The sequence below is a fragment of the Ruegeria sp. SATB027 genome (assembly GCF_059613825.1).
This window is the reverse complement of record NZ_JBXWTH010000048.1, coordinates 35,621-60,241: the sequence shown is the minus strand read 5'-3', so window position 1 is coordinate 60,241 and position 24,621 is coordinate 35,621. Positions and strand designations below refer to the sequence as shown.

Sequence of the window (24,621 nt, the reverse complement as noted above, 5' to 3'; positions counted from 1 at the left end):
CCAAACGCATGTTCAATACCATGCATCTGCAAAACCTTAACAAAGGCCTCTTCCGTCGTCATCTTCATAGGGGTGTTCTCCAAGCAAGAGTGAGAAAACCGGGTACCGGGACCCGGGGGTTGATATGGTTTTGGCGTAAGGGTGCGACCTGCGTTAGGGCCAGACGCGTCTGCGGAATATGTCCAGTGCGATCTCAGGCAGACCGGATGGCATCCGCGATCAGTTCGACGCCGGGGCCTATGCGGTTGGTCGAAATTGAAGAGTACCCGAGGCGGTAGAAATTCTGCGGCCTGTCGGGCCCCGAGAAAAACGGAGCACCCGGTTCGATATGAACACCCTGGTTCTGCAGCTTTAGCGCAAGCTGCGTTGTGTTGACGTGCTCGGGGGCCGACATCCACATTGATGAGCCGCCCATTACGCCCCGTCCAGCCACTGTGAGCCCGCTTTCTTCGATGGCTTTGTCCATCGCATCGCGCCGCTCTTGCAGGGCTTTCGACATACGTCGGATCTGCGCGTCGTAATGGCCCAATGACAGAAAATACGCTGCCGTGCGCTGAATATGACCCGGAGGGTGGCGCAGGACCAACGAGCGAAGAGCACGAGCTTCGCGGATGAAAGGCTCGGATCCGACCATGTATCCAAGCCTCAATCCCGGAAACAGCGACTTGGAAAAACTGCCGACGTAAATCACGCGCCCATCCCGATCCATGGACTTGAGTGCAGGCGAAGGTGCGCTGCGAAAGGCCATTTCGAATTCATAGTCGTCCTCGACAACCATTGCATCCAGATCGCGTGCCCGATCCAGTAGCTTGTTGCGGCGGTCGATCGGCATCGTCGCGGTTGTCGGGCTTTGATGGCTGGGGGTGGTAAAGATGACATCCGCTTCGTCGGGGATCGCTTCGGGTGGCAAGCCGTCGCGATCGACGCTCAGGGGGGTCACAGCGCAGTCCCAGTGGTTCAAAAGGCTTCGCAGCGCGTAGTAGCAGGGATCTTCGATTACAGCTGTGCGTTTGTGTGTCAGCAAGATGCGTGAGGCCAGCCAAAGCGCGTTCTGCGCGCCCAGGGTGATCAAGATCTCTTCGGGGCGGGCGACGATACCACGGCGCGGCAGGGTGTGGCGCGCGATGAATTCGATTAGCAACGGATCATCCTGATCCACGTAATCCCCTGTCAGCGAATCGAAGTCTTTGTGCCCCAATGCGCGAACCGCGCATAATCTCCAGTTGGCGTGATCAAACAGGGTTCGGTCGGCCTGACCGTAGATGAACGGATAGCGGTATTCGCGCCAATTGCTGGGTTTCGGCAGGACGTCGCTGTCCAGAAAGCGGCGCGCCAATGCCCTGTCCCAGTCGACAGATTCCGTGCCGCGCTGCACGGGCGAGTATTTGGGCGGAACCGGTGCGTTTTGCGAGACGTAATATCCTGACCGACCCTTTGCCATCAGATAATCATTGGCCAGCAACTCGGTATAGGCCAGCGTCACCGTGATGCGGCTGACGCCCAGATGTGCGGCCAGCTTTCGCGAGGATGGCAGTTTTTCCCCCACGTGAAAGCGACCGGACAGAATGCCCTCGGCAATCATCTGCTGGATCTGGGCCTGCAACGTGCCCTGACCGTTGAGCTCAAGAAAGAATGTTTCGACCGATATCCCCATGCCTGCTTATAGGTTGGACTTAAGGCAGGGGCAATCTGGACTTACAGTGCCATGGAAAATTTTCCCAAGGTGGGTTGACCGGGGTCCTTTGTGAAACTACAAAACTAGAAATCTAGTTTAATGGAGGCAACTCATGTGGGAAACTGCTGCTGCCGGATTTTCCGCCATGGGTTCGGAAGCCCGGCTGAAAGTCCTAAAAACTCTGGTACGGGCTGGTGAGGCCGGTCTGACCGTTGGCGAAATCCAGAACCGGACGGGGATTGCCCCGTCGACTTTGGCGCACCACCTGCGGTTTCTTGCAGCCGGAGGTGTGGTTGAGCAGGAAAAGATCGGTCGCACCACGATCAACCGGGCCTGTTATGACGAATTGAAGACGCTGGCGCAGTTCATTCTTAGCGAATGCTGCGCTGACGCGGTTGGAAAGGCGGCCAACGATGGCTGAATTGACGCAATCGCCCCGACTGACCGCCAAAGGTGCGCTTGAGATGATCAAGACACCCTGGGCATTGATCATGGTCATTCTTGTGGCGGTGGCCGTTCTCGACCCCGGCAACCTGCGTGAGGTTGCGAGTTTTGCAGTCAGGGCCTTGGCGCATACAGGACAATACATCCTGTTTGCTGTGCTTCTGTTGTCATATCTCAAGGCAACCGGGGCCGAGGTGATGGTGGTGCGCGCTTTTGAAGGGCGCGAAACCCGGATGATCTTTCTGGCCGCCCTGTTCGGCGGCCTCGCACCGTTTTGTTCTTGCGAAGTCATTCCCTTTATTGCGGGCTTGCTTGCACTCGGAGCGCCGCTGTCGGCCGTGATGGCGTTCTGGCTCAGCTCACCATTGATCGACCCGCCGACGCTTTTGATTACGGCTGCCGCGCTGGGATGGCCCTTTGCCATCGGTAAGGCGGTTGCCGCCGTTGCGCTTGGCCTGTTCGGCGGGTTCGCGGTTCGTTTACTGATGCGGCAGGGGGCATTTGCCCAGCCCTTGCGCGAATACAAACCTGCCGGGTGTTGCGGATGTGGTCCGAAAGCGGATGACAAGCCGGTCTGGAAGTTCTGGCACGAGCCCGAGCGTCGCGTTCGGTTTCGTTCGGAATTCGTACACAACGGGCTGTTCCTGCTGAAGTGGCTGGCACTGGCCTATGTGCTCGAAGCTTTGTTGGTCAACTATGTGCCTGCGGACCTGATCGCTGGCGTCGTTGGCGGAGAAGGCGTGCTGCCGATCATCGTTGCCGCGCTGGTGGGGATGCCGGCCTATCTGAACTCTTACGTCGCGCCACCGCTGCTGGCGGGTCTGATCGATCAGGGCATGACCGCGGGGGCTGCGATGTCGTTCATGGTTGCGGGTGCCGTCAGTTCCATACCGGCGATGGCCGCAGTCTGGTCATTGGTCAAACCGCGCGTGTTTGCGACTTACCTGAGCCTTGGTGTGGGGGGCGCAATAATCGCAGGCATCATCTTTCAGGTGGTATGAACGAAAAAGCCGCCCGGTGTCAGCATCGGGCGGCCTTGTTTTGTCTGAAATTTCGATCAACCGGATTCGCAGAGACGGGGCAGTTTGAACCGATACCGGGCTTCGCCGCTTTTGACGTAGATGCGTTTTTCCACGCAGGCCGTCGTTCCAACGGTTTGTGAAATCTGCGACTCGGTCGACGTAATCGACGTGGCCGATCCATCGGGCAGGCGAACCGAGGCTACGACGCCGTTCTTCAGGTCCCCGTTCACCGGGGTTGCGGACAGAACCGGTACGATCAGGAAAGCCTCGTGTTCGTGTTCGCCTTCGTCCCCCAGCAGAAACAAGGTGGTGACGATGGCGATCATGACAACACCACCCGCCAGACCCAGCCCCCATGTCCTGAGAAAGGCGTAGATCGTTACGGCGCGGTGCGGGCCGAAAATCGCAGAAAGAATGCTCAGCATGACAAGTCCGTCAAAAAAGCCCCAGCCGTTCCGACCGGGGCTGATTGTCTGTTACAGACGAGGATCATCCTCGTCTTCATCATCCGCCCCGCCTTTGGGCAGGTTGAAGAAACTGTCGGCGTCGATGATAGGCTCGTCGTCTTTTTCATCCGACCGATCATCGGACAGCGAGAAGGTTTCCAGACCTTCGATCGCGGTCGGGATTTTCGGCGCAGCGTCCATTTCCAGCGATTGCTCGGTCGAAACCAGCTTGCGACGCTCGTCATCGCTCATCACGCCGCCTTCGGCTGCTTTCTTGGCAGCGGCCTTCTGCACGATCGCATCCAGTTCGGACTGTTTGCACAGGCCCAAAGCAACCGGGTCGATCGGCTGCATGTTTGAGATGTTCCAGTGCGTGCGCTCGCGGATCGACTGGATGGTCGGCTTGGTGGTGCCAACCAGCTTGGCGATCTGGCCGTCGCTGAGTTCGGGGTGGAACTTGACCAGCCACAGGATCGAGTTCGGACGGTCCTGACGCTTGGACAGCGGGGTATACCGCGGGCCACGGCGCTTTTCTTCGCCGGATGCCGCCGGATTGAACTTGAGCTTCAGCTTGTGCAGCGGGTTGTTCTGCGCGGCGTCGATCTCATCCTGTGTCAGCTGGTTGTTTGCGATCGGGTCAAAGCCCTTTACGCCTGCGGCCACATCGCCATCGGCGATGCCCTGCACTTCCAGTTCGTGCATTCCTACGAAATCCGCGATCTGCTTAAAGCTGATCGTGGTGTTGTCCACCAGCCATACGGCGGTTGCCTTGGCCATAAGCGGTTTTGCCATCAGCCCGTCTCCTATACATACATCTTTCCCGTCGCCGGAATTCGGCGGCCCCTTGGTCTTGGGGCAGGTTTCCGTTGTCGGGGAACTTGGCCCGTATATAGTCGCCACGCAGCAAGAAGGGAAGAGGCGAATGCGCTGGGTCGTATTGTGGGTCTTCAGCGCGATGACAGCGCTGGCCGAAGGTGAAAAAGCAGGTGAGTTCGACTATTACGTCCTGTCGCTTAGCTGGTCGCCCAATTGGTGCGCCCGTGAAGGGGACGCGCGCGGGTCAGACCAATGCGACGACCGGCACGACCACGGATGGATCCTGCACGGGCTCTGGCCGCAATTTCATCAGGGCTGGCCATCCTTCTGCCGCTCGCCCGAGGCGCCGCCAACGCGCCGCATGACGCGGGAAATGGAAGATATTCAGGGTAGTGCGGGCCTTGCATGGCATCAGTGGAAGAAACACGGCACCTGTTCGGGGCTATCTGCGCCCGACTATTTCGCCCTGTCCCGGCGTGCCTATGATGCTGTCGAACGCCCGCAGGTCTTCCGCAAACTGGACGCATCCGTCAAACTGCCGGCTTCGGTGGTCGAGGATGCGTTTTTGAAAGCCAATCCGGAGCTGGAGCGCGATATGATCACGGTCACCTGCAAACAGGGCTATATCGAAGAGGTCCGCCTATGCCTGTCGCGCGACCTTGATCCGGTGCCATGCGGCCGCGATGTGATCCGCGACTGCACCGCCAAGGACGCGCTGTTCGATCCGATTCGTTAAAGCTTTTTGTTCTGGCAGTCCCGCGCATAGTCCAGCGCCTTGGCGGTGCCTTTCAGATCAATCGCCATCACCACCTCGCCTGCGGTATTGTAAACCGTCATCGTCTTGTTCTGGGCAATCGCGGTGACGAAACTCCTGTCGGTAAAAAACACCGTCGCACCGGGCACTTTGCGTTCATTGAACCCGATAGCGGTGGCATCAAAGCTCTTGCCGTCCAGTTCGAACCGGATGGGATAGCTCTCACCTTGCTTAATGTCGCCCCAGGCTTTGTTGTACACGGCGAAATACCCGCGATTGCCCAACGCGTCGTAACCCAGCCTGACCACCGAGAGATCCTGATACACCGTCTGGATCAGACACCCGTTCCCAAGCGCGGGGTCCATCATGATGTTCCAGCCTTCGACGAAGCCCTTGTCCACAAGGTCCTGCGACAGGGCAGCGGTTGCGGTGAAGGCGGCGAGGGTGAAGGCGAGAAGGCGGGTCATAGGCGGCTCCAAAATAATCGCTGAATTTACCTATCCTTAGAGTAGTTCCATGGTCATCCAAAGTCGCTTTTTTATCAACGAGACTGTTCTGACAACGATGATGAGTACAGCATGAGTTCCGAACCCAAACAATTTGTTCAGGTCACTATGGTTTCAACTCCGTTTGAAAGATGAAACACGCAACCCTGAGTTCGGGGTAGCTGTAGCAACTTGTCCAGATCGAGACCCAACCAAAGCCCTCTTAGCACCAAAGACGTGACGCCGTGGGTTACTATGATCGCAGGTTCATCTTGTTCCTTCAGAAATGAGTCTACTCTACCGCAGATATCATCGAAGCTTTCTCCACCCGGGCTGCGGAAGAACCAATGATAGCTTTCATAGGAACAATCGATTTGCTCTCGGATGAATTCACGCGTTGCGCCTTCCCATTGCCCAAACGCGATTTCCATAAGCCGTTCATCATGTATCAACTCATGATGAGGCGTTGTTGCCAAGCGGGCGGTATGCATTGCTCTCTCTTGCGGGCTGACAAAAACGCGCGACGGTGCATTCGGTATTCGCCTGAGTATCTCATTTTGCTTCAGGGCCTGAGACTTGCCGATTTCCGTCAACGGGGAATTCTTGCGCCCTTGGAACCTCCCCAGTGTGTTCCATTCGGTTTCGCCATGTCGCAGTACAAAAAGATCTGGATACTTGTTCAAGATGTGTACCTGAATTGAATACCGTTGGAGATGCCGTTCCTGCTGACTTTTTATTAAGGTCGTTGATTTACAGATGCTGACCTAAAGTTCCTTTCGCGCCCTGAGCGCCGCCGTGATCGTTCCGTCATCCAGATAATCCAACTCTCCGCCGATGGGCACGCCTTGCGCCAGTGAGGTCAGGCGCACCTGGCCTTCCAGCTGATCCGCGATGTAATGGGCGGTGGTCTGGCCGTCGACGGTGGCGTTCAGGGCAAGGATCACTTCGGTGATCCCCTCGGCTAGGACTCGATCCCTGAGGCGGGGAATGCGCAGCTCGTCCGGGCCGACCCCGTCCAGTGCAGACAGTGTGCCTCCCAGCACGTGATAGCGGCCCTTGAAGACCCCTGACCGCTCCATCGCCCAGAGGTCGGCGACGTCTTCGACCACGCAGAGTTCGCCGGTCGCTCGGGCCTCGCTATTGCATATGTCACAGATATCCGTGGTGCCCACATTGCCGCAATTCAGGCATTCGCGGGCGGTGACGGCCACTTGCTGCATGGCGTCTGACAGGGGCGTCAGCAGCAGAGCGCGTTTGCGGATCAGGTGCAGCACCGCGCGGCGGGCCGAGCGCGGGCCCAACCCCGGCAGTTTGGCCATCAGGTCGATCAGATTGTCGATTTCGCTGTTCGTGCCCATGGCCTGTCCTGCTTTGCGCCGGAGGGAGCCTCCGGCGGGAGTATTTGGGAAAAGATGAAGCTCAGAACGGTAGCTTGATGTCTTTGGGCAGGCCCATGCTTTCGGTCAGCTTGCCCATCTCTTCCTGTGAACGTTCGGCGGCTTTGGCCTGAGCGTCCTTGATTGCGGCCAGGATCAGGTCTTCGACCACTTCCTTGTCGTCGCCGTTGAAGATCGACGGATCAATGTCCAGCCCCTTGAGTTCACCCTTGGCTGTGGCCGTTGCCTTGACCAGCCCTGCACCGGATTCGCCGACAACCATCATGTTGTTCAGCTCTTCCTGCATTTCGGTCATCTTGGTTTGCAGGTCTTGTGCGGATTTCATCATCTTGGCCATGTCGCCCAGTCCGCCAAGCCCGCCGAGTCCTTTCAGCATCAGTCGTCTCCTGTGTTTCTGTTTGGTTCTAAATACGGACCGCAGGCAGGTGGCACAAGAGGTCTCCCGCCTGTCCAGATCAGAGCGTCGCGGACCGATCATTTATGTGCCCGCATTCCCTCCCTCAGGTGCATCGTGGAAGGGGGGGAGTATGCCGGTTTCTTGAAACTTGGACCCGCGGGCTCAGGGGCTAGTCCTCTTCGAACGGGTCCCATTCCTCTTCGACTTCGGGAAGGGCCTCGGTCTCAACCTTGGCGGCGCGCTGTTCCGGTGTTTCGATCCTAATGATCTTTGCCTTGGGGAATTGCGTCAGCACGGCCTGAACCAGCGGGTGTTCTTCGGCCTCGGCTTTCAGGGCCAGTTCGGCCCGGTCCCGCACTTCCGCGATGGTCGCGGCATCCCCGTCCGAGACAATGGAGACGGCCCACCGATTGCCGGTCCAGCGTTGCAGGGCAGAGCCCAATCGCGACGCCAGATCCGACGGTGCCTGAGGCGTCGGGGTGAATTCGATCCGGCCAGGCTGGTATGACACAAGGCGCACGCCGCTTTCCACCTCGACAAGCAGTTTCACATCGCGGTTCGTGCGGATCAGTTCCACCACATGCCCGAAGGTTGGATAGCGGGCCAGGGCCGTCTGTGCATCCTGCGCCAGTGCGGCAACCGGTGCGCCACCCGCTCCGCGCGGGGACGATGTATAGGCAGGCGGCGGGGTCGCGTTGGATTGCGTTGCCACCGGGGCCTGCCGGGACGGTGACATGCCCCCGCCCGGCCCGCCGGGTGGCGAAGGTGGGGCGTCTTGCAGCCGTTTGATCAGCTCTTCGGGGCTGGGCAAATCGGCGACATGCGTCAGTCGGATAACAGCCATTTCGGCGGCCATCATCGCGTTGGGCGCGGCAGAGACTTCCTCCAGCGCCTTCAGCAGCATCTGCCACATCCGGGTCAGAACCCGCATCGGCAAGGCCTCGGCCATGTGCTGGCCCCGTGTGCGTTCGTCGGGGGAAACTGTCGGGTCTTCGGCCGCGTCGGGTGTGATCTTTACGACGGACACCCAATGCGTGATTTCGGCCAGATCGCGCAGCACGGCCAGAGGATCTGCACCTTCCGCATATTGACCGCTCAGTTCAGTGAGCGCCCCTGCCGCGTCACCGCGCAGGATCATGTCCATCAGGTCCAGAACCCGACCACGATCCGCCAGACCCAGCATCGCACGGACCTGATCTGCCGTCGTCTCTCCGGCTCCGTGCGAGATTGCCTGATCCAGCAATGAGGTCGCGTCGCGGGCCGACCCTTCTGCAGCGCGGGTGATCAACGCCAGCGCATCGTCGGCGATCTGCGCGCTCTCGGCCCCGGCGATCTTGCGCAGCAGGCCGATCATGTCTTCGGGCTCGATCCGGCGCAGGTCAAAGCGCTGACACCGCGACAGAACCGTGACCGGCACTTTGCGAATCTCGGTGGTCGCGAAGATGAATTTCACATGTGCGGGCGGTTCCTCGAGCGTCTTGAGCAGCGCGTTGAATGCGCTGGTCGAGAGCATGTGAACCTCGTCGATGATGTAGATCTTGTAGCGCGCGCTGGCGGCGCGATAGCGGACACTGTCGATGATCTCGCGGATATCGTTGACGCCGGTACGGCTGGCCGCATCCATTTCCATCACATCGACATGGCGTCCCTCCATGATTGCGACGCAATGCTCGCACTGACCGCAAGGCTCGGTTGTCGGCCCTCCGGTTCCATCCGGTCCGATGCAGTTCATGCCCTTGGCGATGATCCGCGCCGTGGTGGTTTTTCCCGTTCCGCGAATGCCGGTCATGATAAAGGCCTGCGCAATCCGGTCGGCCTCGAAGGCGTTTTTTAGGGTGCGCACCATAGCATCTTGACCCACCAGGTCGGCAAAGGTTTCCGGGCGGTATTTGCGGGCGAGAACCTGATAGGCGGGGCTGGGCGTGTCTGTCATGTCTTCTCGCTCGGATTCGGTGCTTCGGCACAGCGTAGTGGCGGCGGCAGTCCGCGTCCACTGTGGGGCGCGATGATTTTTTGTTTCAGAAACGGGCTGGTTTCCAACTAAACTGGTCCAGCGGATTTAATGACTCATTTCTTAAAGAGTACCTTGGGGGAGGACGCACTTCATGTCGCAGCTGGTCATTTTTGCTCTGCAGGTCGGAGGCGGAACGCTTGCCCTTACTTCAATGCCCGGGCGTGGCGGGGATTACGTCGGCGATCTGGATATGATTGCTGCTTGGAAACCGGGCCTTGTGATTTCAATGACGACGGATGTTGAAATGCTTCAGGATGGCGCGCAGCACTTTGGCAGCGACATCCAAAGCCGTGCCAGCCGGTGGGTTCACCTGCCGATCGAAGATTTTGGAGCACCGACGCAGGCGGTTCAGAAGGCCTGGCCAGAGGTCAGCGCCACGGCCCGACATGCGCTGTCGGGCGGTGGCCGGGTTCTTGTGCATTGCCGTGGGGGGTGCGGCAGATCCGGGATGATTGTTCTGCGACTGATGGTTGAATGCGGTGAACGCGCCAGCGACGCACTGGACCGCCTGCGGGCCGTGCGCCCCTGCGCTGTCGAAACCGATGCGCAGCTGGCCTGGGCGTCCCGGATCACCCCGGCACAGGTGGAAGTGGGATCAAGCTGACAGCTGCTGGGGTGCGTAGCCGGTTTTCCGGGGCCGGATCGTTGAAACCTCGATCATGGCGCAAGGCGGGTTCGCGACAATGCCCGAGGGCAGCGTGCTGAATGTAGGTCCGAAGATCAAATCGGCATAGGCATCAAGGTCCCGTATTGCCGTATCAGGGTGCGCCCCGCAGAAAACGCGAACGCTGTCGGATCGCGCTCGGATCGTTGCCATGCACCCTTCCGCGCAATGTGACAGCGCGCTGTTGCCTTCAAATTCGAAATCCTCGCTGGTGGCCGAAACCGCCTGCGCCATGGCTTCGGAAATCGAGCGGGCCAGTCGCGCCAAAGCCGGGCAGGTTTTGCCCGTCCGCTGGCACACTGTAGCGCTGTATTCGTGTGACTTTGTCTTCCAGATCATCCTGCGCCCTCCGCGCGTGGTGGGCTGGATATTAGGGCAGGTGGAACAGCGTTTCGCCATCAGGACCTGCCCGGACACCCCGCCCGAGTTTCGGTTTCAGTTCCGATGGCAGGTCTCCTGACTTGCGGGTCATTGCTCTGCCGACCTTCCCAGCCCGTGGGCCAGTGGTATTTCGGCATTGCTTACCGCTTACAGTTGCGGGGGCAGTCGCGGACTTGGTTGATATCTGTGTGACCAGACAAACCGCACCGTGTTCCCTTTTCATCCCGACCTCTTGTGGGGGCCGGAAACCATCACACAACCGCTAGCGCCTGATCGCGTTCCGAGTCAAGCCGATCTTTAGGCCGGACGTTTGGTCATGCTGGATGCGGTTTACCTTCCGGCCTAGTGTCGTCGGCATCGAAGGCAGGCAAACCGATTGTTTCAGCGAAAGCCGGGGATCATGTTGGATACGGAACAGACAGTGTTGATCGAAGATTTCCGCTTTCCGTCCGGGTCTGTGACCTTGTCGGCGCGGCTGTACCGGCCAGTGGGTGAGTCGGACACGGTTATCGTGCTGAACAGTGCCACGGGTGTGCCGCGTGACTATTATCAACACTTCGCGCGATGGCTGGCCACCGACCGGGGGATAGCTTGCCTGACCTATGACTATCGGGACTACGGGCTTTCTTTGGTCGGCCGCCTGAAAGACGCAACCGCGACAATGGCGGATTGGGCGTTGATCGACATGCCAGCGGCACGGGCCGAGATGCGCAGGCGGTTTCCAAAGGCGCAGCAGTGGACCATCGGCCATTCGGTCGGTGCGATGCTGGGGCCGGTGCAGCCGGATATCGACCAGATCGACCGAATGATCGGTGTGTGTTCGGGGCTGGTGACTTTGAAAGATCACCCATGGCCCTATCGGGGGTTGGCAGGGCTGTTCTGGTATGGCCATGCACCGCTGATGGTGCGGGCGCTTGGGTATCTGCCCGGCAAAGCAATCGGGTTTGGGTCGGACCTGCCCGCCTCGGTCTACTGGCAATGGCGCAAATGGTGTACAGCTCCTCTTAGCTACGTTCCCGAGATCGGGCAGAATTTGCCTGATGCGCATTGGGGCAGTTCTGGAACACCTGTGGATCTGTTCACGTTCGAAGATGACCAGATGGCTCCGCCCGAGGCAGTTTGGCGCCTTGCCGACCTGTACGGCCCCGAGTCCAGACGCCACCTTCTGAAGCCTGCTGAATTCGGACTGCCGGAAATAGGCCATATCGGAGCATTTGCCCGTCGCAATGCAGCGGTCTGGCCGCGCCTGATCGCCTGATCAGACGCGACGCAGGTTTTCCTAACACCTTGCAGTTATGGCCGTTTGCGAAGTTTCTTGTCCTGCATGACACCGCGCACCATCTTGCCGAACGCCTTGTCCCGCGCCCGCGATTGGGCAACGGTTTCCGAGTTTCGCTGATCTTCGCGCCGCAGCTTGCGCCAACGGTCCAGCCGGGTCGGGTCAAGTACGCCTTCGCCGATTGCGTTCTGCACGGCACAGCCGGGCTCGGTCTCGTGCTGACAATCCGAAAAGCGGCAGCTTTGGCCAAGCTCCGTGATGTCCGAGAACACGTTGTCGATCCCGTCCTGAGCGTCCAGCAAACGTAATGCGCGCATTCCCGGCGTGTCGATCAGCCAGCCACCGTTACCCATCCTGTGCAACGCGCGCACCGTTGTCGTGTGTCTGCCCCGTGCGTCGTCTTCGCGAATTCCAGACGTGGCGAGGTTTTGATCCGTCATGGCGTTGCTGAGCGTCGTTTTACCTACGCCCGACGACCCGACCAGCGCGCCGGTCTGGCCTTTGGGGCACCACGCCAGAACCTTTTCGACATCTGCCGGGTCCAGCGCATTGACCGCCAGCACCGACAGAAAAGGGTCCAGAGATTGCACTTGTCCCGAGAAACTGCCGGGGTCATCCGACTGGTCAGCTTTCGTCAGGACAACGACCGGATAACATCCGGCCTGATGCGCCAGCGCCAGATAACGTTCCAGCCGGGGAAGGTTGAAGTCCGCATTGCACGAGCTGACGATGAACAAAACATCGACATTGGCGGCAATCAGTTGGGTTGCGGCACCTGTACCGGCAGCCCTGCGTTGCAGCAGGCTGCGCCGGTCCAGAAGGTGACGCACGCGGTATTCGGCGTCCGCAAGAACCCAATCCCCGACGGCATATGAACCGGTCGGATTATCCGGTGTCAGCAAACGGATTTCACCATCCGGGCTCAGCCCGATCAGACGGTCCCGATGAACAGAGGCGACGCGAAAGGGCGTGTCAGAAAGAAAAGCCGCGTGTTGCGCGGCAAAGTGAGAGGACCATCCCAGGTCCGAAAGCGTATAAGACATTTATCTGCCTGTTTTCAGAAACAGCAATGCCAACGGATGGCAATCGCGCATCCGCAGGTCGTGTGTTCAGGCAGTCCGGTGATTCCGGTGAATCAGAACCAGTCTGCCCGAAGGGTTTTCACTACAATCATAAAGCCCTCCTGCGGCTGTGGTTCACGAAGTGAGAGGTTGGACATCGACCCAAGCGGGGCTCGTTGTGGCTGCTTCCTTCCGGACCTGACCAGGTTGGCGAGGCGCTCGCCCGCGCCAACCTCTCGAGTCCGGATATAGGGAAGGCATCGAGAAAAGACAACCCATCAGAGCGTCAGGCGAATGCGTTCAAATCCCCTGCCATCCGCGCCCAGCGACACGGGATCGAACCTGTGCAACTCATCCAGATATTTCAGGGCACCCGGACCTGTACGAAGAATTGTTGTCACGCCCCGTTGCGGCATCAGCGAGAACGGGTAGGGCTGCGTGGCGATCGGATGGGGCGGAAGGTGCTGCGCCAGGTAATCCTGCACAAGGTCCTTGATGCTCAGCGGTGGCAGGCTGATCAGCTCAGACGTTGTCGCATGCGGAAAATGCCCGCCTCCGCTGGCGCGGTAATTGTTCAGCGCCATAACGAACATCTGCTCCGGTCGTACGGGACGGCCTGCATATGTCAGATCGCTGATCCGCTTTTGGTCGGGGCGGATCATTTTCCCCTGCGCATCGTAACGAGGCGGCCGCGTGGGATCGATCTGATAAGACAGTCCAAAAACGATGTCGAAATTGTACCCGGCCCGTTCAGGGTTGATCAGTTCGGGTTCGGAACCGGGCTTTAACTGGTTGAATACGCTGGCCGACATCTCCAACCAGTCCAGCAAATGCGCGCCGCTGATCCGGATTGCACGCAACTCGTTGGGAAACACATGCAGATCCGCGACATGGCGCAAACATATTTCTCCGGCGGGTACCTCGGTATAATGGCGCGGGCCTGAGCGTCCGCCGGATTTGGCAGGCGAAACAACCGACAAAATCGGCAGATCCGCCAGGTCTGTTCCCTGTAAAAACGGGCGCAGTGCGGCGGCTTGCGCCGCAGCTACAAGGGTCAGCCCGCGATCCGGCACACAGCAACTGAAATAGCTGTGCAATGTATCCGGGATATGTGCCACCGGTGCGGCAACGGATTGACGGGTCATACGATGTGCCACCTCACACAAGCCCGCAATTTCACTGTCTTCCCCGACGGCTGTGCCGTTGCTGATAACCGGTCGCAGTTCGACGCGGTAATCCCGGATTTGCACTTTGCCGTCCGGCCCGGCGGTCACGGCCAAATCGATAACCCCCAGGTAAGAGCCCGCTGATCCCGGCATGACAACGGGTGTTCCGTGTACCAGCTCCGTCAGGTGATCGACCACCGGGGTATTGGCATGGTCCTCTCCTGGAAGTGTCAGGTGAGTGTGCCCGGCCACAATGGCATCGATGCCTTTGATCGCGGCCAAGGGTATCACGGCGTTTTCCATCCCCGCCACCGGTTCGGTGCCCCCAAGGCCGGAATGAGCAAGCGCGACGATGATATCACACCCCTCGTCGCGCAATGTCTGCGTCAGGGACTTTGCCGCAACCAGGATATCCTCGACGACGATATCGTCATCCAGATTATGCGCCTCCCAACAGGCCGTTTGCGGCGGAAGAACCGAGAAGACGCCGATGCGAACGGGAATGTCTTCACCGTTCAAAGATACAGTGCGGTCCAGAATGGTGTGTCGCTGCCAGGGCTGTGGGCCGCGCGTGCGACACAGGTTGCTGCAAACGACCGGACAGGGGGCTTGCGTCAGGATGTTGCCCAATGACGCTAGCCCGAACCCGAAATCATGGTTGCCCAATCCGATTGCGTCATAATCCAGGGCTTGGAACGCTTTCATCATCGGATGGGCGGTGCCACTATTGGCTGCCCAATCGCCCATTGGGGTTCCCTGCAACGAATCCCCGTTGTCAAACATCAGCACCAGCGCGCGTTCGGCCTCTTGTCGGGCAGCGCGGATCAGGCTGGCAGTGCGCGTTAATCCAATCGTCTGGTCTGGCGTGTCGGTGTAATAGTCAAAACCGGTCAGGTTCATATGCAGGTCGGTTGTGGCCAGAATGCGAATTATCCCACTGTCACCAATGGGCTGTACCTGCGTCGAGGAGGGGATCTTCACTTTGAGTATTCTGCTATTGAATGTGTGTATTGATTAAATCCATCAAAATTCACTCTAGATGATTTTTCCGAGGCCACCATGCGGCTTTTCAGCGGCAGGGTGGTGGATTCTCCGTCCCTGAATAGCCATTGCAACACAGGCCGAGACGTGGCAGCCCTGTGCGCAAGATCAAAAGGAAATCCAATGAAAAACGCAGAGCAGGTAACCTTCGGGGGTTCGGGCCTTGATCGGGCGGCGCAGTATCGCGGAGATGCGGACAAGCTGACCGAGGCGATGCACAACCCGGCCGCCCGCTGTATCTTGCTGTGGCGTGGAAAACTGCTGGTACAGGGTGAGGGGCTGGACCAGCTTGCCATGATCCCGATGACGCACCCGCTGATCAGCAATGGTCCCGGCGGCGTCATTGAATCCCCGGTGTTTTTGGGTCTGAGCGCTGACAGCGCCCCCGTGTTTGCCGTTGATATTTCCGCATGGACAGCCGAGGGGCTGGATCTGACCAGTCTGGGCGCCTTCGTGGACAAGTCCGAACAACAACACCCGGATTTACCGCAAGGCCACGTGTTTGCCGAACTGCGCCGGATCATGACACGCCTGTCGGCGCGCGACGCGGAACTGGCGGCCACGTCTAAGGCAATAATCGGCTGGCATGAAACGCATCGCTATTGCGCCCGATGCGGTGCCGCCAGCGAGGTGTCGCAAGGGGGATGGCAGCGCAGTTGCCTGTCCTGTGGCGGGCAACACTTTCCGCGCACCGATCCGGTTGTGATCATGTTGATCACGCATGGTGACAGCGTGCTGATGGGCCGGTCTCCGGGCTGGCCTGACGGGATGTTCTCCTTGCTGGCGGGATTTGTTGAGCCCGGCGAAACGCTTAAGGCAGCAGTGCGCCGCGAAGTGATGGAAGAGGCGGGCGTGCCGGTAGGTGCGGTTTCGTACCTGTCCAGCCAGCCCTGGCCGTTCCCGGCCTCATTGATGTTTGGATGTGCGGGTGAGGCGCTGTCACGCGACATCGTGATCGACCCGGTCGAGATAGAAGAGGCGATGTGGGTCAGCAAATCTGAAATGATGCAGGCCTTTGCCGGTGATCATCCTAGGCTATTGCCAGCGCGCAAAGGGGCAATCGCTCATTTTCTGCTTCAGAACTGGCTTGCAGATACTCTGGACTGAGGAAACATTGGCTCAGCAAAAAAACAGCAAAGGTCATTATGCAGTTTTCAGCGCGAGAAGATATCGAGGCCCCCATCCAATCGGTGTTCGACATGGTGTCGGATTTTGAACGATTCGAGCGTATGGCAATGCGCCGTGGCATCGATGTGCGCCGTTTGGGCGGTGGCGCGGCGGTGACTGCCGGAACCGAGTGGAATACGGAGTTCAAACTGCGCGGAAAGCCGCGTCAGATGTCGGTGGTGATGACGGATTTCGACAGGCCTTCGCAAATGCGATTTGACGCTGCCAGCAAGGGTATCACCGGGTTCACGACCGTGGATTTTCTGGCCCTGTCCCCGCGCCGGACGCGCCTGAGCGTTGAAATGTCACTCGCCGCCAAGTCCCTTCCGGCACGGTTGCTGTTGCAATCCATGAAACTGGGGCAATCCAGATTTCGCAAGCAGTTCCAGGTGCGTCTCAGCGAATTCGCGCGCGAGTTGGAGCAGAGGCACCTGCATGGCGGGTAAGACACGAGATCGCACAGCAGGTGCGATGGGATCGGATCACCTGAGTTTCAATTCCGCATCCGCCAGCGATGCCGAAAGGATCGCTGGCGTCCTTCACGATCTGGTCTTGGCTGGCAAGCGGCGCAAAGCCCACGATGTCGATTTTGCCTTAAGGCACTATATTCGCCACCCGGATCAATTGCGGTGTACAATCGCCACGGACCCGAGTGGTCACGTGCTTGGGTTCCAGTCCCTGAAATATGCGGTCGAAAACCACCCCTACGGCGTGTCAGTGGGGTGGGGCGTGATTGGAACCCATATCCGACCGTCAGCCGCCCGGCTTGGGATCGGGCGTGCACTTTTCGCGCACACTCTGGACGCGGCCCTTGCGCATGGTCTCCCTGCTATTGATGCAACAATTGGTGCAGGCAATACCGAAGGTCTGGCCTATTACGAAGCCATGGGTTTCCGGACGTACCGCACGCAAGATGGGTCTGTGTCAAAGGTCTACCGGATTAACCGCTAGAGAGCGACGATTCCAGGCGCAGCGGCGCGGGACGTTGGGAGCCACCGGCATTGCAAACAGCTTCGAAAAAACGGGCAACATCCAAACAAACCCAAAGGAATGCCGTCGCGAACCGTGATTATCCACGCGGATGTGCTGCCGGATAGACGCCCAGAACCTCGACATTGGTCGTGAAATGCTCAAGCTCGTCCATGGCCAGCTGCACGTTGCGGTCTTCGGGATGCCCGACAATATCCGCGTAAAACTGCGTCGCAGTGAAGGAGCCGTCGACCATATAGCTTTCCAGCTTGGTCATGTTGATCCCGTTGGTGGCAAAGCCGCCCATCGCTTTGTAAAGCGCGGCAGGGATGTTGCGCACCTGAAACACAAAGCTGGTGATCATCCCGTGATCGCCCCGGCGGGACAAATCCGTTTCGCGCGACATGACAAGAAAGCGGGTCGTGTTGTCGTCATTATCCTCGATATGGCGGGCCAGAACGTTCAGGTTATAAATCTCACCGGCCAGCTCGCTGGCCAGCGCGGCTGAATGCGGATTGCCTTCCTCGGCCACTTCGCGGGCGGCGCGGGCGTTATCGGGGCTGACGCGGCCGCGAATGCCGTGTTCCTTCAGGAAACCCGCACATTGCGGCAGCAGTACCAGATGCGAATGCGCCTCGGTTATGTCTTCCAGTTTTGCACCCGGCACGGCAAGAAGGTTGATATGAACCCGGACAAAGGCCTCATCGATGATATGCAGCCCGCTGTGGGGTAGCAGCCGGTGAATATCGGCCACCCGCCCATAGGTCGTGTTCTCGACCGGAAGCATTGCCAGATCCGCAGCACCCGAGCGGACCGATTCGATCACATCCTCGAAAGTGCGGCAGGGCAGGGCTTCCATATCTGGCCGAGCGTTGCGGCAGGCCTCGTGACTGTAGGCGCCGGGTTCCCCCTGAAAAGCAATGCGATTGGTCATTTGGTCGATTCCATGCAACAAGTTCGCGATTTGGTCGTTTCGTCGCGGTGTCTATACCTTGCCTCTCGCAAGGGGAAGCCTTAGACAGCTGCCCAGACAGCTGAAATGGACTCGCGATCAATGTTCGACACGATGACAGTAACCAAGGCCGCCGCAGGCCTGTTCGGCACATTCCTGGTGCTGCTTCTGGCCAAGTGGGGGGCGGATGTCCTCTATTCTTCCGGTGGCCATGGCTCGGCTGAGGCCGCCTACATTATCGAAACCGAAAGCTCGGGCGAAAGCGCGAACGGCGAAGAAGTGGTCTTCGAAGACCTGCTGGCCGCCGCAGACGTCGAGAGCGGCGCAAAAGTGTTCCGCAAATGCACCGCGTGCCACAAGCTGGAAGACGGCGCAAACGGCACTGGCCCCTACCTGTACGGTGTGGTTAATCGCCCCGTCGCCTCCGCCAACGGCTTCACCGGGTACTCGGCCGGTATGCAGGCGCATGGCGGCAACTGGACACCCGAAGCACTGGATGCTTTCCTGACCAAGCCCGGCAACTATATCTCGGGCACATCGATGAGCTTTGCCGGCCTGAAAAAGCCGCAAGATCGCGCCGACGTGATTGCCTATCTGCAGACAATCGGCAACTGATTGTCTGAGCGATCAGAACCATTCAAAGCCGCTGCCGCAACGCAGCGGCTTTTTTGTCTGAAGAAACCTTCACAAAGTGCTCACGCATTCTAAACTTGAATCTGCACGTGCTGGCACTTTAGCTAGCGGTTACGACATTGACGGTGACAATGACCGAGAGGATGAGCCACATGATATCCCTGATGCCTGCTGCACGTGATCCTAAGGTAAGGCCATGGGTTGGCATTTTGGGGCTCTGTGCCGCGCTGATTGCTCCGCATACAGCCCAGGCGCTGGATGAGGGGGTCACCCGCAGTCACGGGTATTCGTATTTCGGAAATCTCGATTACCCGGAAGACTATGCGCATCTGAATTATGTGAATCCCGATGCCCCCAAAGGTGGGGAACTTTCGTTGGCAGCGTCGGGAACGTTCGATTCCCTCAACCCCTATTCACGCAAAGGGCGCGCCGGTGCGCTGACCACATTGCAATATGATCGCCTGTTTGAAAGTGCCGAAGACAGTGTCGGGCAGTATTACGGTGTAGTTGCGGAAAGTCTGGAATATGACGAAGGGCGCAATTACGTCATTTTCCATTTGCGCCCCGAAGCAACTTTTTGGGATGGCACGCCGGTCACGGCGGAAGATGTTGTCTACAGCCACCGTTTGTTCATCGAACAGGGCCTGCCGTCTTATGCGCAGGCCGTTGGCCGTATGGTGACAGGAGCCGAGGCGTTGGATGACCATACCGTAAAATTTACCTTCAATCCCGAAGTCACGCGTCGCAGCCTGATCGAAACCGTCGGCTCAACTCCTGTTTTCTCAAAAGCATGGTTCGAGGCGGATGAGACACGGCGATTGGATGAACCGCGGCTGGAAGTGGCGGTGGGCTCTGGCCCCTACAAGCTCGACAGCTACGACATCAATCGCCGCATCGTTTACAAACGCCGGGACGATTATTGGGGCAAGGACCTGCCTTTCAATGTCGGGCGCAACAACTTTGATACAATCCGGGTTGAGTATTTCGCCGATCAAACGGCAGCTTTCGAGGGTTTCAAGGCGGGTGAATACACATTCCGGATCGAAAGTGATCCCAAGCTTTGGGCGACCGGGTATGATTTCCCAAAGCTGGATGAAGGCACAGTTATTCGGGATGAGATCGCGGATGGCAGCCCGCCGACACCTTCGGGCTTTGTCTTCAACCTTGGAAAGCCGCAATTTGCCGACAAGAATGTCCGCAAGGCCCTGGCCCTGGCCTTCAATTTCGAATGGACGAACGAGTCATTGTTGTTCGGCCTGAACACGCCGCGGAATTCTTTCACGCAAGGAACCCCGATCGAGGCGCAAGGCCTGCCCGAAGGGGCGGAGCTGGCGTTCCTGCAGGCGCTTGGCGACGTCGTTCCCGAAGATGTCCTGACGGAACCCGCTGTTGTGGCGCACGAATCAAACCCTGCACGCCTGAATGACCGAAAAAACCTGCGCAAAGCTGCCAACATGCTGGATGAGGCAGGCTGGTCCGTCGGCGAAGGCAATATCCGTCGCAATGCCGAAGGGCAGACTTTGAAGGTGAATATTCCATATCCTTCAAACCTGCCGACCTCGACTGCAACGATGATCGAAACCTATGTCCAGAACCTGCAATCCATCGGGGTGGATGCCTCGACCGAGAAAGTGGATCCGGCGCAATACACGTTGCGCAGCCGCGAGCGGGATTATGACATGGTCTATTCCACGCGCTACGGATCGTTCTTGTCTACCGGGGGCGGTCTGAGCCAGATGTACGGATCGGAAGAAGCGGCCTTTAGCCTGTTCAATCCGGCAGGTCTGGCCAGTCCCTTGGTCGACGCAATCATCGAAGCGTCCTTTGAGACTGACAATCAGGCCGATCAGGACACGGCGTTGATGGCTTTGGACCGCGCCTTGCGGTACGAGTTTTTCGTAATCCCCGTGGGGTACATCGCAGAATACTGGACAGCATATTACGATATGTACGAATACCCGGAAAACCTGCCGCCCTATTCGCTGGGTTATCTTGATCTGTGGTGGATCAATCCGGAAAAACAGGCTGCGTTGAAAGCGAAAGGCGCGCTGCGATAACATGGGCGCCTATATACTAAGACGCTTATTGCTGATCATTCCGACCCTTCTGGGTATCATGATCGTCAACTTCACGCTGGTCCAGTTCGTACCTGGCGGGCCGGTCGAACAGATCATCGCGCAAATCGAAGGTCAGGGTGACGTGTTCGCCGGGTTCGCCGGTGGGGGCGACGCCGGAGCGGGTTCCGAACCGGCGGGCGGTGTCTTCGACGACAAATATGTCGGCGCACGCGGCCTTCCGCCCGAGTTTATTGCCGAACTTGAAAAAGAATTCGGCTTCGACAAGCCCCCGCTTGAACGGTTCGTGATCATGATGGGCAACTATCTGACGTTTGATTTCGGCGAGAGTTATTTCCGCTCGATCAGTGTGATCGACCTGGTGCTAGAAAAGATGCCGGTCTCGATCTCGCTGGGGCTGTGGTCGACCCTGATTGCCTATCTGGTCTCGATCCCGCTGGGTATTCGAAAGGCGGTCAAGGATGGATCGCAATTCGATACCTGGACAAGCGGGGCGATTATTGTGGCGTATGCCATTCCAGGCTTTCTGTTTGCGATCCTGCTGCTGGTGCTTTTTGCTGGCGGGTCATACTGGCAAATCTTCCCGCTGCGCGGCCTGACGTCGGACAATTGGGATAGCCTGAGTTTCTTTGGCAAGATCACGGATTATTTCTGGCACATAGCACTGCCGACGATTGCGCTGACGATATCTGCCTTTGCGACACTGACCCTGCTGACCAAGAACTCGTTTCTGGATGAGATCAAGAAACAGTATGTCATGACAGCCCGCGCCAAAGGGCTGAGCGAGCGCAAGGTTCTCTATGGTCATGTCTTCCGCAACGCGATGCTGATCGTGATTGCAGGGTTCCCGGCCGTGTTCATCGGGGTGTTTTTTGGCGGGTCGATCATCATCGAGACGATCTTCTCGCTGGATGGTCTGGGCCGATTGGGGTTCGAGGCCGCCGTGGCCCGCGATTACCCGGTGATCTTCGGCACGCTGTTCATCTTCGGTCTGATGGGGCTGGTCGTTGGCATCATCAGCGACCTGATGTATGTGCTGGTCGACCCGCGCATCGATTTCGAAAAGCGGGAGGGGTAAATGGCTTTGTCCCCGCTAAACCAGCGCCGCTGGAGCAACTTCCGCCGCAACAGACGGGCTTTCTGGTCGCTGATCATCTTCGCGGTATTGTTCGGCCTGTCGTTGTTTGCCGAGTTCATCGCCAACGACAAACCCATCCTTGTAAAGTATCGGGGAGAGTACTTTACGCCGGTTTTCAAATTCTATGCCGAAACCGAATTTGGCGGTGATTTCCAGACCGAAGCGATCTATCGCGACCCCGAGGTTCAGTGCCTGATCGACAGCGGTGGATTGGAAGACTGTTTCGATGATCCCGAAGGCATCATCGAACAGATCGACGCCGGTACATTCCAGGCCGAGGGTTTTGAACGCGGCTGGTCGCTCTGGCCGTTGATCCCTTATTCCTTCAATACCTCGGTGGACCGGCCCGGCGCGGCGCCCCTGCCGCCCAACGGCCAGAACCTGCTGGGTACCGATGATACCAAGCGCGATGTGCTGGCCCGCGTGATTTACGGCTTTCGCCTTTCGATCCTGTTCACGCTGCTTGTGACGGGCGCGGCAAGCCTTATCGGGATTTTCGCGGGCGCCATACAAGGGTTCTTTGGTGGGTGGCTGGACCTGATCTTTCAGCGGATCATCGAGATCTGGTCGGCAACCCCGTCGCTTTATGTCATCATCATCATGTTTGCGGTGCTGGGGCGAAGTTTCTGGTTGCTGGTCGCGCTGATGATCCTGTTCAGCTGGACCGGGCTGGTTGGCGTGGTGCGCGCCGAGTTCTTGCGGGCGCGGAACCTTGAATATGTGCGCGCCGCGCGGGCGCTGGGCGTGGGCAACATGACGATCATGTTCCGCCATATGCTGCCCAATGCGATGGTGGCCACGCTGACCTTCATGCCGTTCATCGTCACCGGAACCATCGGCGGGCTGGCTTCGCTGGATTATCTGGGTTTTGGCCTGCCGTCCTCGGCCCCCTCGCTGGGAGAGCTGACCTTGCAGGCCAAACAGAACCTGCAGGCCCCATGGCTGGCCTTCACCGCCTTCTTCACCTTTGCCATCATGCTGTCGCTGCTGGTCTTCATATTCGAAGGCGTGCGCGATGCGTTTGATCCCAGAAAGACCTTCTCATGAGCTTGCTGGATGTGAAAAACCTCAAGGTCTCGTTCCGTCAGGATGGGCAGATCAACGCGGCGGTCAAAGGCGTGTCCTTCACCGTGGACCGCGGGGAAACCGTCGCGCTGGTGGGTGAATCCGGATCAGGAAAATCCGTGACGGCGTTATCGACCGTTTCCCTGCTGGGCGACAGCGCGTTGGTCGAAGGCTCGGTCACCTATGACGGGCAAGAGATGATTGGCGCCTCGGAACAACGTCTGATGGATGTGCGGGGCAACGACATCAGCTTTATCTTTCAAGAGCCGATGACATCGCTGAACCCTTTGCACACGATCCAGAAACAGATGGCTGAATCGCTGGCCCTGCATCAGGGTGTGGCTGGTGATGTGGCACGGGACAGGATTGTCGAATTGCTGACCAAGGTCGGTATCCGCGATCCTCAAGACCGGCTGGACAGCTATCCGCATCAGTTGTCGGGCGGTCAGCGGCAGCGGGTGATGATCGCCATGGCCCTTGCCAACAAACCGGACATCCTGATCGCGGATGAGCCGACAACGGCACTGGATGTGACCATTCAGGCGCAGATCCTCGAGCTGCTGGCTGAATTGCAGAAATCGGAAAACATGGGGATGCTGTTTATCACCCATGATCTGGGCATTGTGCGCCGCATCGCCGACCGGGTCTGTGTGATGAAAGACGGCGAGATTGTCGAGACCGGCGTGACGGCCGAGATATTCGAAAACCCGCAGCACCCCTATACCCGCAAACTACTGGCGGCAGAACCGTCGGGTCAGCCTGAACCCGTTGCCACAGATGCGGAAGAGGTCGCACGCACCGACCACCTCAAGGTCTGGTTCCCGATCCAGCGCGGGTTTCTGAAGCGTACGGTTGGATATGTGAAAGCGGTGAACGACGCGACCCTCAGCGTGCGCGCGGGTGAGACGTTGGGGATTGTTGGCGAAAGCGGGTCGGGCAAGACCACACTGGCACTGGCCATAATGCGGCTGATTGCGTCCGAGGGTGGCATCACCTTTCGCGATCAGGACGTGCGCAAATGGTCCACGCGGGAACTGCGCCGGTTGCGCAAGGACATGCAGATCGTGTTTCAGGACCCGTTTGGCAGCCTCAGCCCGCGGATGACCTGTCAGCAGATCATTGCGGAAGGTCTGGCCATTCACAAAGTCGACCCGGACCGTGCGCCACGCGAACTTGTGGCCGAGGTGATGACCGAAGTGGGGCTGGATCCGGCAACGATGGATCGATACCCGCACGAGTTTTCCGGCGGTCAGCGTCAGCGCATCGCCATTGCCCGCGCGATGGTTCTGCGGCCCAAACTGCTGGTCTTGGACGAGCCGACCAGCGCGCTGGATATGACCGTTCAGGTTCAGATCGTCGATCTGCTGCGCAATCTGCAACAGAAATACGGGCTGGCCTATCTGTTCATCAGCCATGACCTGAAAGTGGTCCGGGCCATGTCGCACAACGTGATCGTCATGCGCAACGGCGATGTGGTCGAAATGGGCGCGGCCGAGGATTTGTTCGAAAACGCCCAGACCGACTATACCCGCGAATTGATCGCAGCGGCGGGCTGAGAACAGCCCGCCCGGTGTCGCGCG

The 24,621-nt window shown here is 58.7% G+C and carries 25 protein-coding genes, 1 other RNA gene and 1 riboswitch; of the genes, 13 read left to right on the top strand and 13 right to left on the bottom strand.

Annotated elements, in window-relative coordinates:
• Nucleotides 1-193: 193 nt before the first annotated feature.
• Nucleotides 194-1,654, bottom strand: a complete 1,461-nt coding sequence (pdxR, locus tag AC2FPW_RS15385) for a MocR-like pyridoxine biosynthesis transcription factor PdxR (protein WP_496814387.1) — start codon at nt 1,652-1,654, stop codon at nt 194-196.
• Nucleotides 1,655-1,787: 133 nt separating this feature from the next.
• Between pdxR and AC2FPW_RS15380 the strand changes: the two genes are divergently transcribed.
• Nucleotides 1,788-2,096: an ArsR/SmtB family transcription factor gene (locus AC2FPW_RS15380; protein ID WP_209507696.1), complete on the top strand. Its 309-nt coding sequence runs from the start codon at nt 1,788-1,790 to the stop codon at nt 2,094-2,096.
• Nucleotides 2,089-3,120, top strand: a complete 1,032-nt coding sequence (locus tag AC2FPW_RS15375) for a permease (RefSeq protein WP_496814385.1) — start codon at nt 2,089-2,091, stop codon at nt 3,118-3,120. The genes AC2FPW_RS15380 and AC2FPW_RS15375 overlap by 8 nt, the downstream gene beginning before the upstream one ends.
• A gap of 56 nt (nt 3,121-3,176) precedes the next feature.
• On the opposite strand, the gene AC2FPW_RS15370 is transcribed toward AC2FPW_RS15375, so the two are convergent.
• The gene (locus tag AC2FPW_RS15370) at nt 3,177-3,566 is read right to left on the bottom strand and encodes a hypothetical protein (RefSeq protein ID WP_267363610.1); all 390 of its coding nucleotides are present in this window, start codon (nt 3,564-3,566) and stop codon (nt 3,177-3,179) included.
• A gap of 51 nt (nt 3,567-3,617) precedes the next feature.
• Nucleotides 3,618-4,379 carry a DUF1013 domain-containing protein gene (locus AC2FPW_RS15365; protein WP_480484669.1) on the bottom strand — a complete coding sequence of 254 codons (762 nt, stop codon included), beginning with the start codon at nt 4,377-4,379 and terminating at the stop codon, nt 3,618-3,620.
• A gap of 130 nt (nt 4,380-4,509) precedes the next feature.
• Between AC2FPW_RS15365 and AC2FPW_RS15360 the strand changes: the two genes are divergently transcribed.
• Entirely contained in the window at nt 4,510-5,139 is a 630-nt protein-coding gene (locus tag AC2FPW_RS15360) for a ribonuclease T2 family protein (RefSeq protein WP_480488860.1), read from the top strand.
• Here the strand turns inward: AC2FPW_RS15360 and AC2FPW_RS15355 are convergent.
• From AC2FPW_RS15355 to AC2FPW_RS15335, 5 genes are all read right to left on the bottom strand, one after another.
• Complete coding sequence (locus tag AC2FPW_RS15355; protein ID WP_496814382.1) at nt 5,136-5,624, bottom strand: hypothetical protein; 489 nt, start codon at nt 5,622-5,624, stop codon at nt 5,136-5,138. The genes AC2FPW_RS15360 and AC2FPW_RS15355 overlap by 4 nt on opposite strands.
• A 137-nt stretch (nt 5,625-5,761) precedes the next feature.
• A complete protein-coding gene (locus AC2FPW_RS15350) occupies nt 5,762-6,325 on the bottom strand; it encodes a histidine phosphatase family protein (protein WP_496814381.1) in 564 nt (187 codons plus the stop codon).
• Between the two features lie 81 nt (nt 6,326-6,406).
• Entirely contained in the window at nt 6,407-7,000 is a 594-nt protein-coding gene (gene recR / locus AC2FPW_RS15345) for a recombination mediator RecR (RefSeq protein ID WP_480588744.1), read from the bottom strand.
• A 61-nt stretch (nt 7,001-7,061) separates the two neighbouring features.
• The gene (locus AC2FPW_RS15340) at nt 7,062-7,415 is read right to left on the bottom strand and encodes a YbaB/EbfC family nucleoid-associated protein (protein WP_209507712.1); all 354 of its coding nucleotides are present in this window, start codon (nt 7,413-7,415) and stop codon (nt 7,062-7,064) included.
• 190 nt (nt 7,416-7,605) lie between these two features.
• Nucleotides 7,606-9,369 carry a DNA polymerase III subunit gamma/tau gene (locus tag AC2FPW_RS15335; RefSeq protein ID WP_496814379.1) on the bottom strand — a complete coding sequence of 588 codons (1,764 nt, stop codon included), beginning with the start codon at nt 9,367-9,369 and terminating at the stop codon, nt 7,606-7,608.
• A gap of 172 nt (nt 9,370-9,541) precedes the next feature.
• Here AC2FPW_RS15335 and AC2FPW_RS15330 point away from each other — a divergent pair, with 172 nt between their 5' ends.
• Nucleotides 9,542-10,054, top strand: coding sequence for a protein-tyrosine phosphatase family protein (locus tag AC2FPW_RS15330; RefSeq protein ID WP_480488864.1), 513 nt, complete (start codon nt 9,542-9,544; stop codon nt 10,052-10,054).
• Here AC2FPW_RS15330 and AC2FPW_RS15325 read toward each other — a convergent pair.
• Nucleotides 10,046-10,453, bottom strand: a complete 408-nt coding sequence (locus tag AC2FPW_RS15325; protein ID WP_267366881.1) for a hypothetical protein — start codon at nt 10,451-10,453, stop codon at nt 10,046-10,048. The two genes, AC2FPW_RS15330 and AC2FPW_RS15325, sit on opposite strands and share 9 nt — an antisense overlap.
• 90 nt (nt 10,454-10,543) lie before the next feature.
• Nucleotides 10,544-10,762: riboswitch (cobalamin riboswitch) on the bottom strand.
• A gap of 133 nt (nt 10,763-10,895) precedes the next feature.
• Here AC2FPW_RS15325 and AC2FPW_RS15320 point away from each other — a divergent pair.
• Complete coding sequence (locus AC2FPW_RS15320) at nt 10,896-11,753, top strand: alpha/beta hydrolase family protein (RefSeq protein WP_496814377.1); 858 nt, start codon at nt 10,896-10,898, stop codon at nt 11,751-11,753.
• 35 nt (nt 11,754-11,788) lie between these two features.
• Here the strand turns inward: AC2FPW_RS15320 and rsgA are convergent, their stop codons facing one another.
• From rsgA to AC2FPW_RS15305, 3 genes are all read right to left on the bottom strand, one after another.
• Nucleotides 11,789-12,817, bottom strand: a complete 1,029-nt coding sequence (rsgA, locus tag AC2FPW_RS15315) for a ribosome small subunit-dependent GTPase A (RefSeq protein WP_496814376.1) — start codon at nt 12,815-12,817, stop codon at nt 11,789-11,791.
• A 158-nt stretch (nt 12,818-12,975) separates the two neighbouring features.
• An RNA gene (gene ffs, locus AC2FPW_RS15310) (signal recognition particle sRNA small type) lies at nt 12,976-13,074 on the bottom strand.
• 39 nt (nt 13,075-13,113) lie between these two features.
• Complete coding sequence (locus AC2FPW_RS15305; protein ID WP_496814374.1) at nt 13,114-14,982, bottom strand: bifunctional 2',3'-cyclic-nucleotide 2'-phosphodiesterase/3'-nucleotidase; 1,869 nt, start codon at nt 14,980-14,982, stop codon at nt 13,114-13,116.
• Between the two features lie 183 nt (nt 14,983-15,165).
• On the opposite strand from AC2FPW_RS15305, the gene nudC reads away from it, so the two are divergent.
• Genes nudC through AC2FPW_RS15290 form a run of 3 tightly spaced genes read left to right on the top strand, consistent with a single transcriptional unit; the run spans nt 15,166 to nt 17,160 of the window.
• Nucleotides 15,166-16,149: an NAD(+) diphosphatase gene (gene nudC / locus AC2FPW_RS15300; protein WP_496814372.1), complete on the top strand. Its 984-nt coding sequence runs from the start codon at nt 15,166-15,168 to the stop codon at nt 16,147-16,149.
• Between the two features lie 38 nt (nt 16,150-16,187).
• Entirely contained in the window at nt 16,188-16,655 is a 468-nt protein-coding gene (locus tag AC2FPW_RS15295; RefSeq protein WP_267363541.1) for an SRPBCC family protein, read from the top strand.
• Nucleotides 16,645-17,160 (top strand): GNAT family N-acetyltransferase, encoded by a 516-nt coding sequence (locus tag AC2FPW_RS15290; RefSeq protein ID WP_496814370.1) that lies wholly within the window; start codon nt 16,645-16,647, stop codon nt 17,158-17,160. Before AC2FPW_RS15295 ends, AC2FPW_RS15290 begins: the two co-directional genes overlap by 11 nt.
• Nucleotides 17,161-17,278: 118 nt before the next feature.
• Here the strand turns inward: AC2FPW_RS15290 and AC2FPW_RS15285 are convergent, their stop codons facing one another.
• Nucleotides 17,279-18,112, bottom strand: a complete 834-nt coding sequence (locus tag AC2FPW_RS15285) for a prephenate dehydratase (RefSeq protein WP_267363539.1) — start codon at nt 18,110-18,112, stop codon at nt 17,279-17,281.
• A 120-nt stretch (nt 18,113-18,232) separates the two neighbouring features.
• On the opposite strand from AC2FPW_RS15285, the gene AC2FPW_RS15280 reads away from it, so the two are divergent.
• The 5 genes from AC2FPW_RS15280 (at nt 18,233) to AC2FPW_RS15260 (ending at nt 24,597) form a co-directional block, all read left to right on the top strand.
• Nucleotides 18,233-18,745 carry a c-type cytochrome gene (locus AC2FPW_RS15280; RefSeq protein WP_267363544.1) on the top strand — a complete coding sequence of 171 codons (513 nt, stop codon included), beginning with the start codon at nt 18,233-18,235 and terminating at the stop codon, nt 18,743-18,745.
• A gap of 170 nt (nt 18,746-18,915) precedes the next feature.
• Entirely contained in the window at nt 18,916-20,820 is a 1,905-nt protein-coding gene (locus AC2FPW_RS15275; RefSeq protein WP_496814368.1) for an extracellular solute-binding protein, read from the top strand.
• 1 nt (nt 20,821) lies between these two features.
• Complete coding sequence (locus AC2FPW_RS15270) at nt 20,822-21,916, top strand: microcin C ABC transporter permease YejB (protein WP_267363536.1); 1,095 nt, start codon at nt 20,822-20,824, stop codon at nt 21,914-21,916.
• Complete coding sequence (locus tag AC2FPW_RS15265; protein ID WP_496814366.1) at nt 21,917-23,023, top strand: ABC transporter permease; 1,107 nt, start codon at nt 21,917-21,919, stop codon at nt 23,021-23,023.
• Nucleotides 23,020-24,597, top strand: coding sequence for an ABC transporter ATP-binding protein (locus AC2FPW_RS15260; RefSeq protein ID WP_480508570.1), 1,578 nt, complete (start codon nt 23,020-23,022; stop codon nt 24,595-24,597). Before AC2FPW_RS15265 ends, AC2FPW_RS15260 begins: the two co-directional genes overlap by 4 nt.
• Nucleotides 24,598-24,621 lie beyond the last annotated feature (24 nt).

Coding starts and splice junctions, on each gene's coding strand:
- pdxR (WP_496814387.1), bottom strand. CDS start 1,654: ATGGGGATATCGGTCGAAACATTCTTTCTTGAGCTCAACGGTCAGGGC.
- AC2FPW_RS15380 (WP_209507696.1), top strand. CDS start 1,788: ATGTGGGAAACTGCTGCTGCCGGATTTTCCGCCATGGGTTCGGAAGCC.
- AC2FPW_RS15375 (WP_496814385.1), top strand. CDS start 2,089: ATGGCTGAATTGACGCAATCGCCCCGACTGACCGCCAAAGGTGCGCTT.
- AC2FPW_RS15370 (WP_267363610.1), bottom strand. CDS start 3,566: ATGCTGAGCATTCTTTCTGCGATTTTCGGCCCGCACCGCGCCGTAACG.
- AC2FPW_RS15365 (WP_480484669.1), bottom strand. CDS start 4,379: ATGGCAAAACCGCTTATGGCCAAGGCAACCGCCGTATGGCTGGTGGAC.
- AC2FPW_RS15360 (WP_480488860.1), top strand. CDS start 4,510: ATGCGCTGGGTCGTATTGTGGGTCTTCAGCGCGATGACAGCGCTGGCC.
- AC2FPW_RS15355 (WP_496814382.1), bottom strand. CDS start 5,624: ATGACCCGCCTTCTCGCCTTCACCCTCGCCGCCTTCACCGCAACCGCT.
- recR (WP_480588744.1), bottom strand. CDS start 7,000: ATGGGCACGAACAGCGAAATCGACAATCTGATCGACCTGATGGCCAAA.
- AC2FPW_RS15340 (WP_209507712.1), bottom strand. CDS start 7,415: ATGCTGAAAGGACTCGGCGGGCTTGGCGGACTGGGCGACATGGCCAAG.
- AC2FPW_RS15335 (WP_496814379.1), bottom strand. CDS start 9,369: ATGACAGACACGCCCAGCCCCGCCTATCAGGTTCTCGCCCGCAAATAC.
- AC2FPW_RS15330 (WP_480488864.1), top strand. CDS start 9,542: ATGTCGCAGCTGGTCATTTTTGCTCTGCAGGTCGGAGGCGGAACGCTT.
- AC2FPW_RS15325 (WP_267366881.1), bottom strand. CDS start 10,453: ATGATCTGGAAGACAAAGTCACACGAATACAGCGCTACAGTGTGCCAG.
- AC2FPW_RS15320 (WP_496814377.1), top strand. CDS start 10,896: ATGTTGGATACGGAACAGACAGTGTTGATCGAAGATTTCCGCTTTCCG.
- rsgA (WP_496814376.1), bottom strand. CDS start 12,817: ATGTCTTATACGCTTTCGGACCTGGGATGGTCCTCTCACTTTGCCGCG.
- nudC (WP_496814372.1), top strand. CDS start 15,166: ATGAAAAACGCAGAGCAGGTAACCTTCGGGGGTTCGGGCCTTGATCGG.
- AC2FPW_RS15295 (WP_267363541.1), top strand. CDS start 16,188: ATGCAGTTTTCAGCGCGAGAAGATATCGAGGCCCCCATCCAATCGGTG.
- AC2FPW_RS15290 (WP_496814370.1), top strand. CDS start 16,645: ATGGCGGGTAAGACACGAGATCGCACAGCAGGTGCGATGGGATCGGAT.
- AC2FPW_RS15285 (WP_267363539.1), bottom strand. CDS start 18,112: ATGACCAATCGCATTGCTTTTCAGGGGGAACCCGGCGCCTACAGTCAC.
- AC2FPW_RS15280 (WP_267363544.1), top strand. CDS start 18,233: ATGTTCGACACGATGACAGTAACCAAGGCCGCCGCAGGCCTGTTCGGC.
- AC2FPW_RS15275 (WP_496814368.1), top strand. CDS start 18,916: ATGATATCCCTGATGCCTGCTGCACGTGATCCTAAGGTAAGGCCATGG.
- AC2FPW_RS15270 (WP_267363536.1), top strand. CDS start 20,822: ATGGGCGCCTATATACTAAGACGCTTATTGCTGATCATTCCGACCCTT.
- AC2FPW_RS15265 (WP_496814366.1), top strand. CDS start 21,917: ATGGCTTTGTCCCCGCTAAACCAGCGCCGCTGGAGCAACTTCCGCCGC.
- AC2FPW_RS15260 (WP_480508570.1), top strand. CDS start 23,020: ATGAGCTTGCTGGATGTGAAAAACCTCAAGGTCTCGTTCCGTCAGGAT.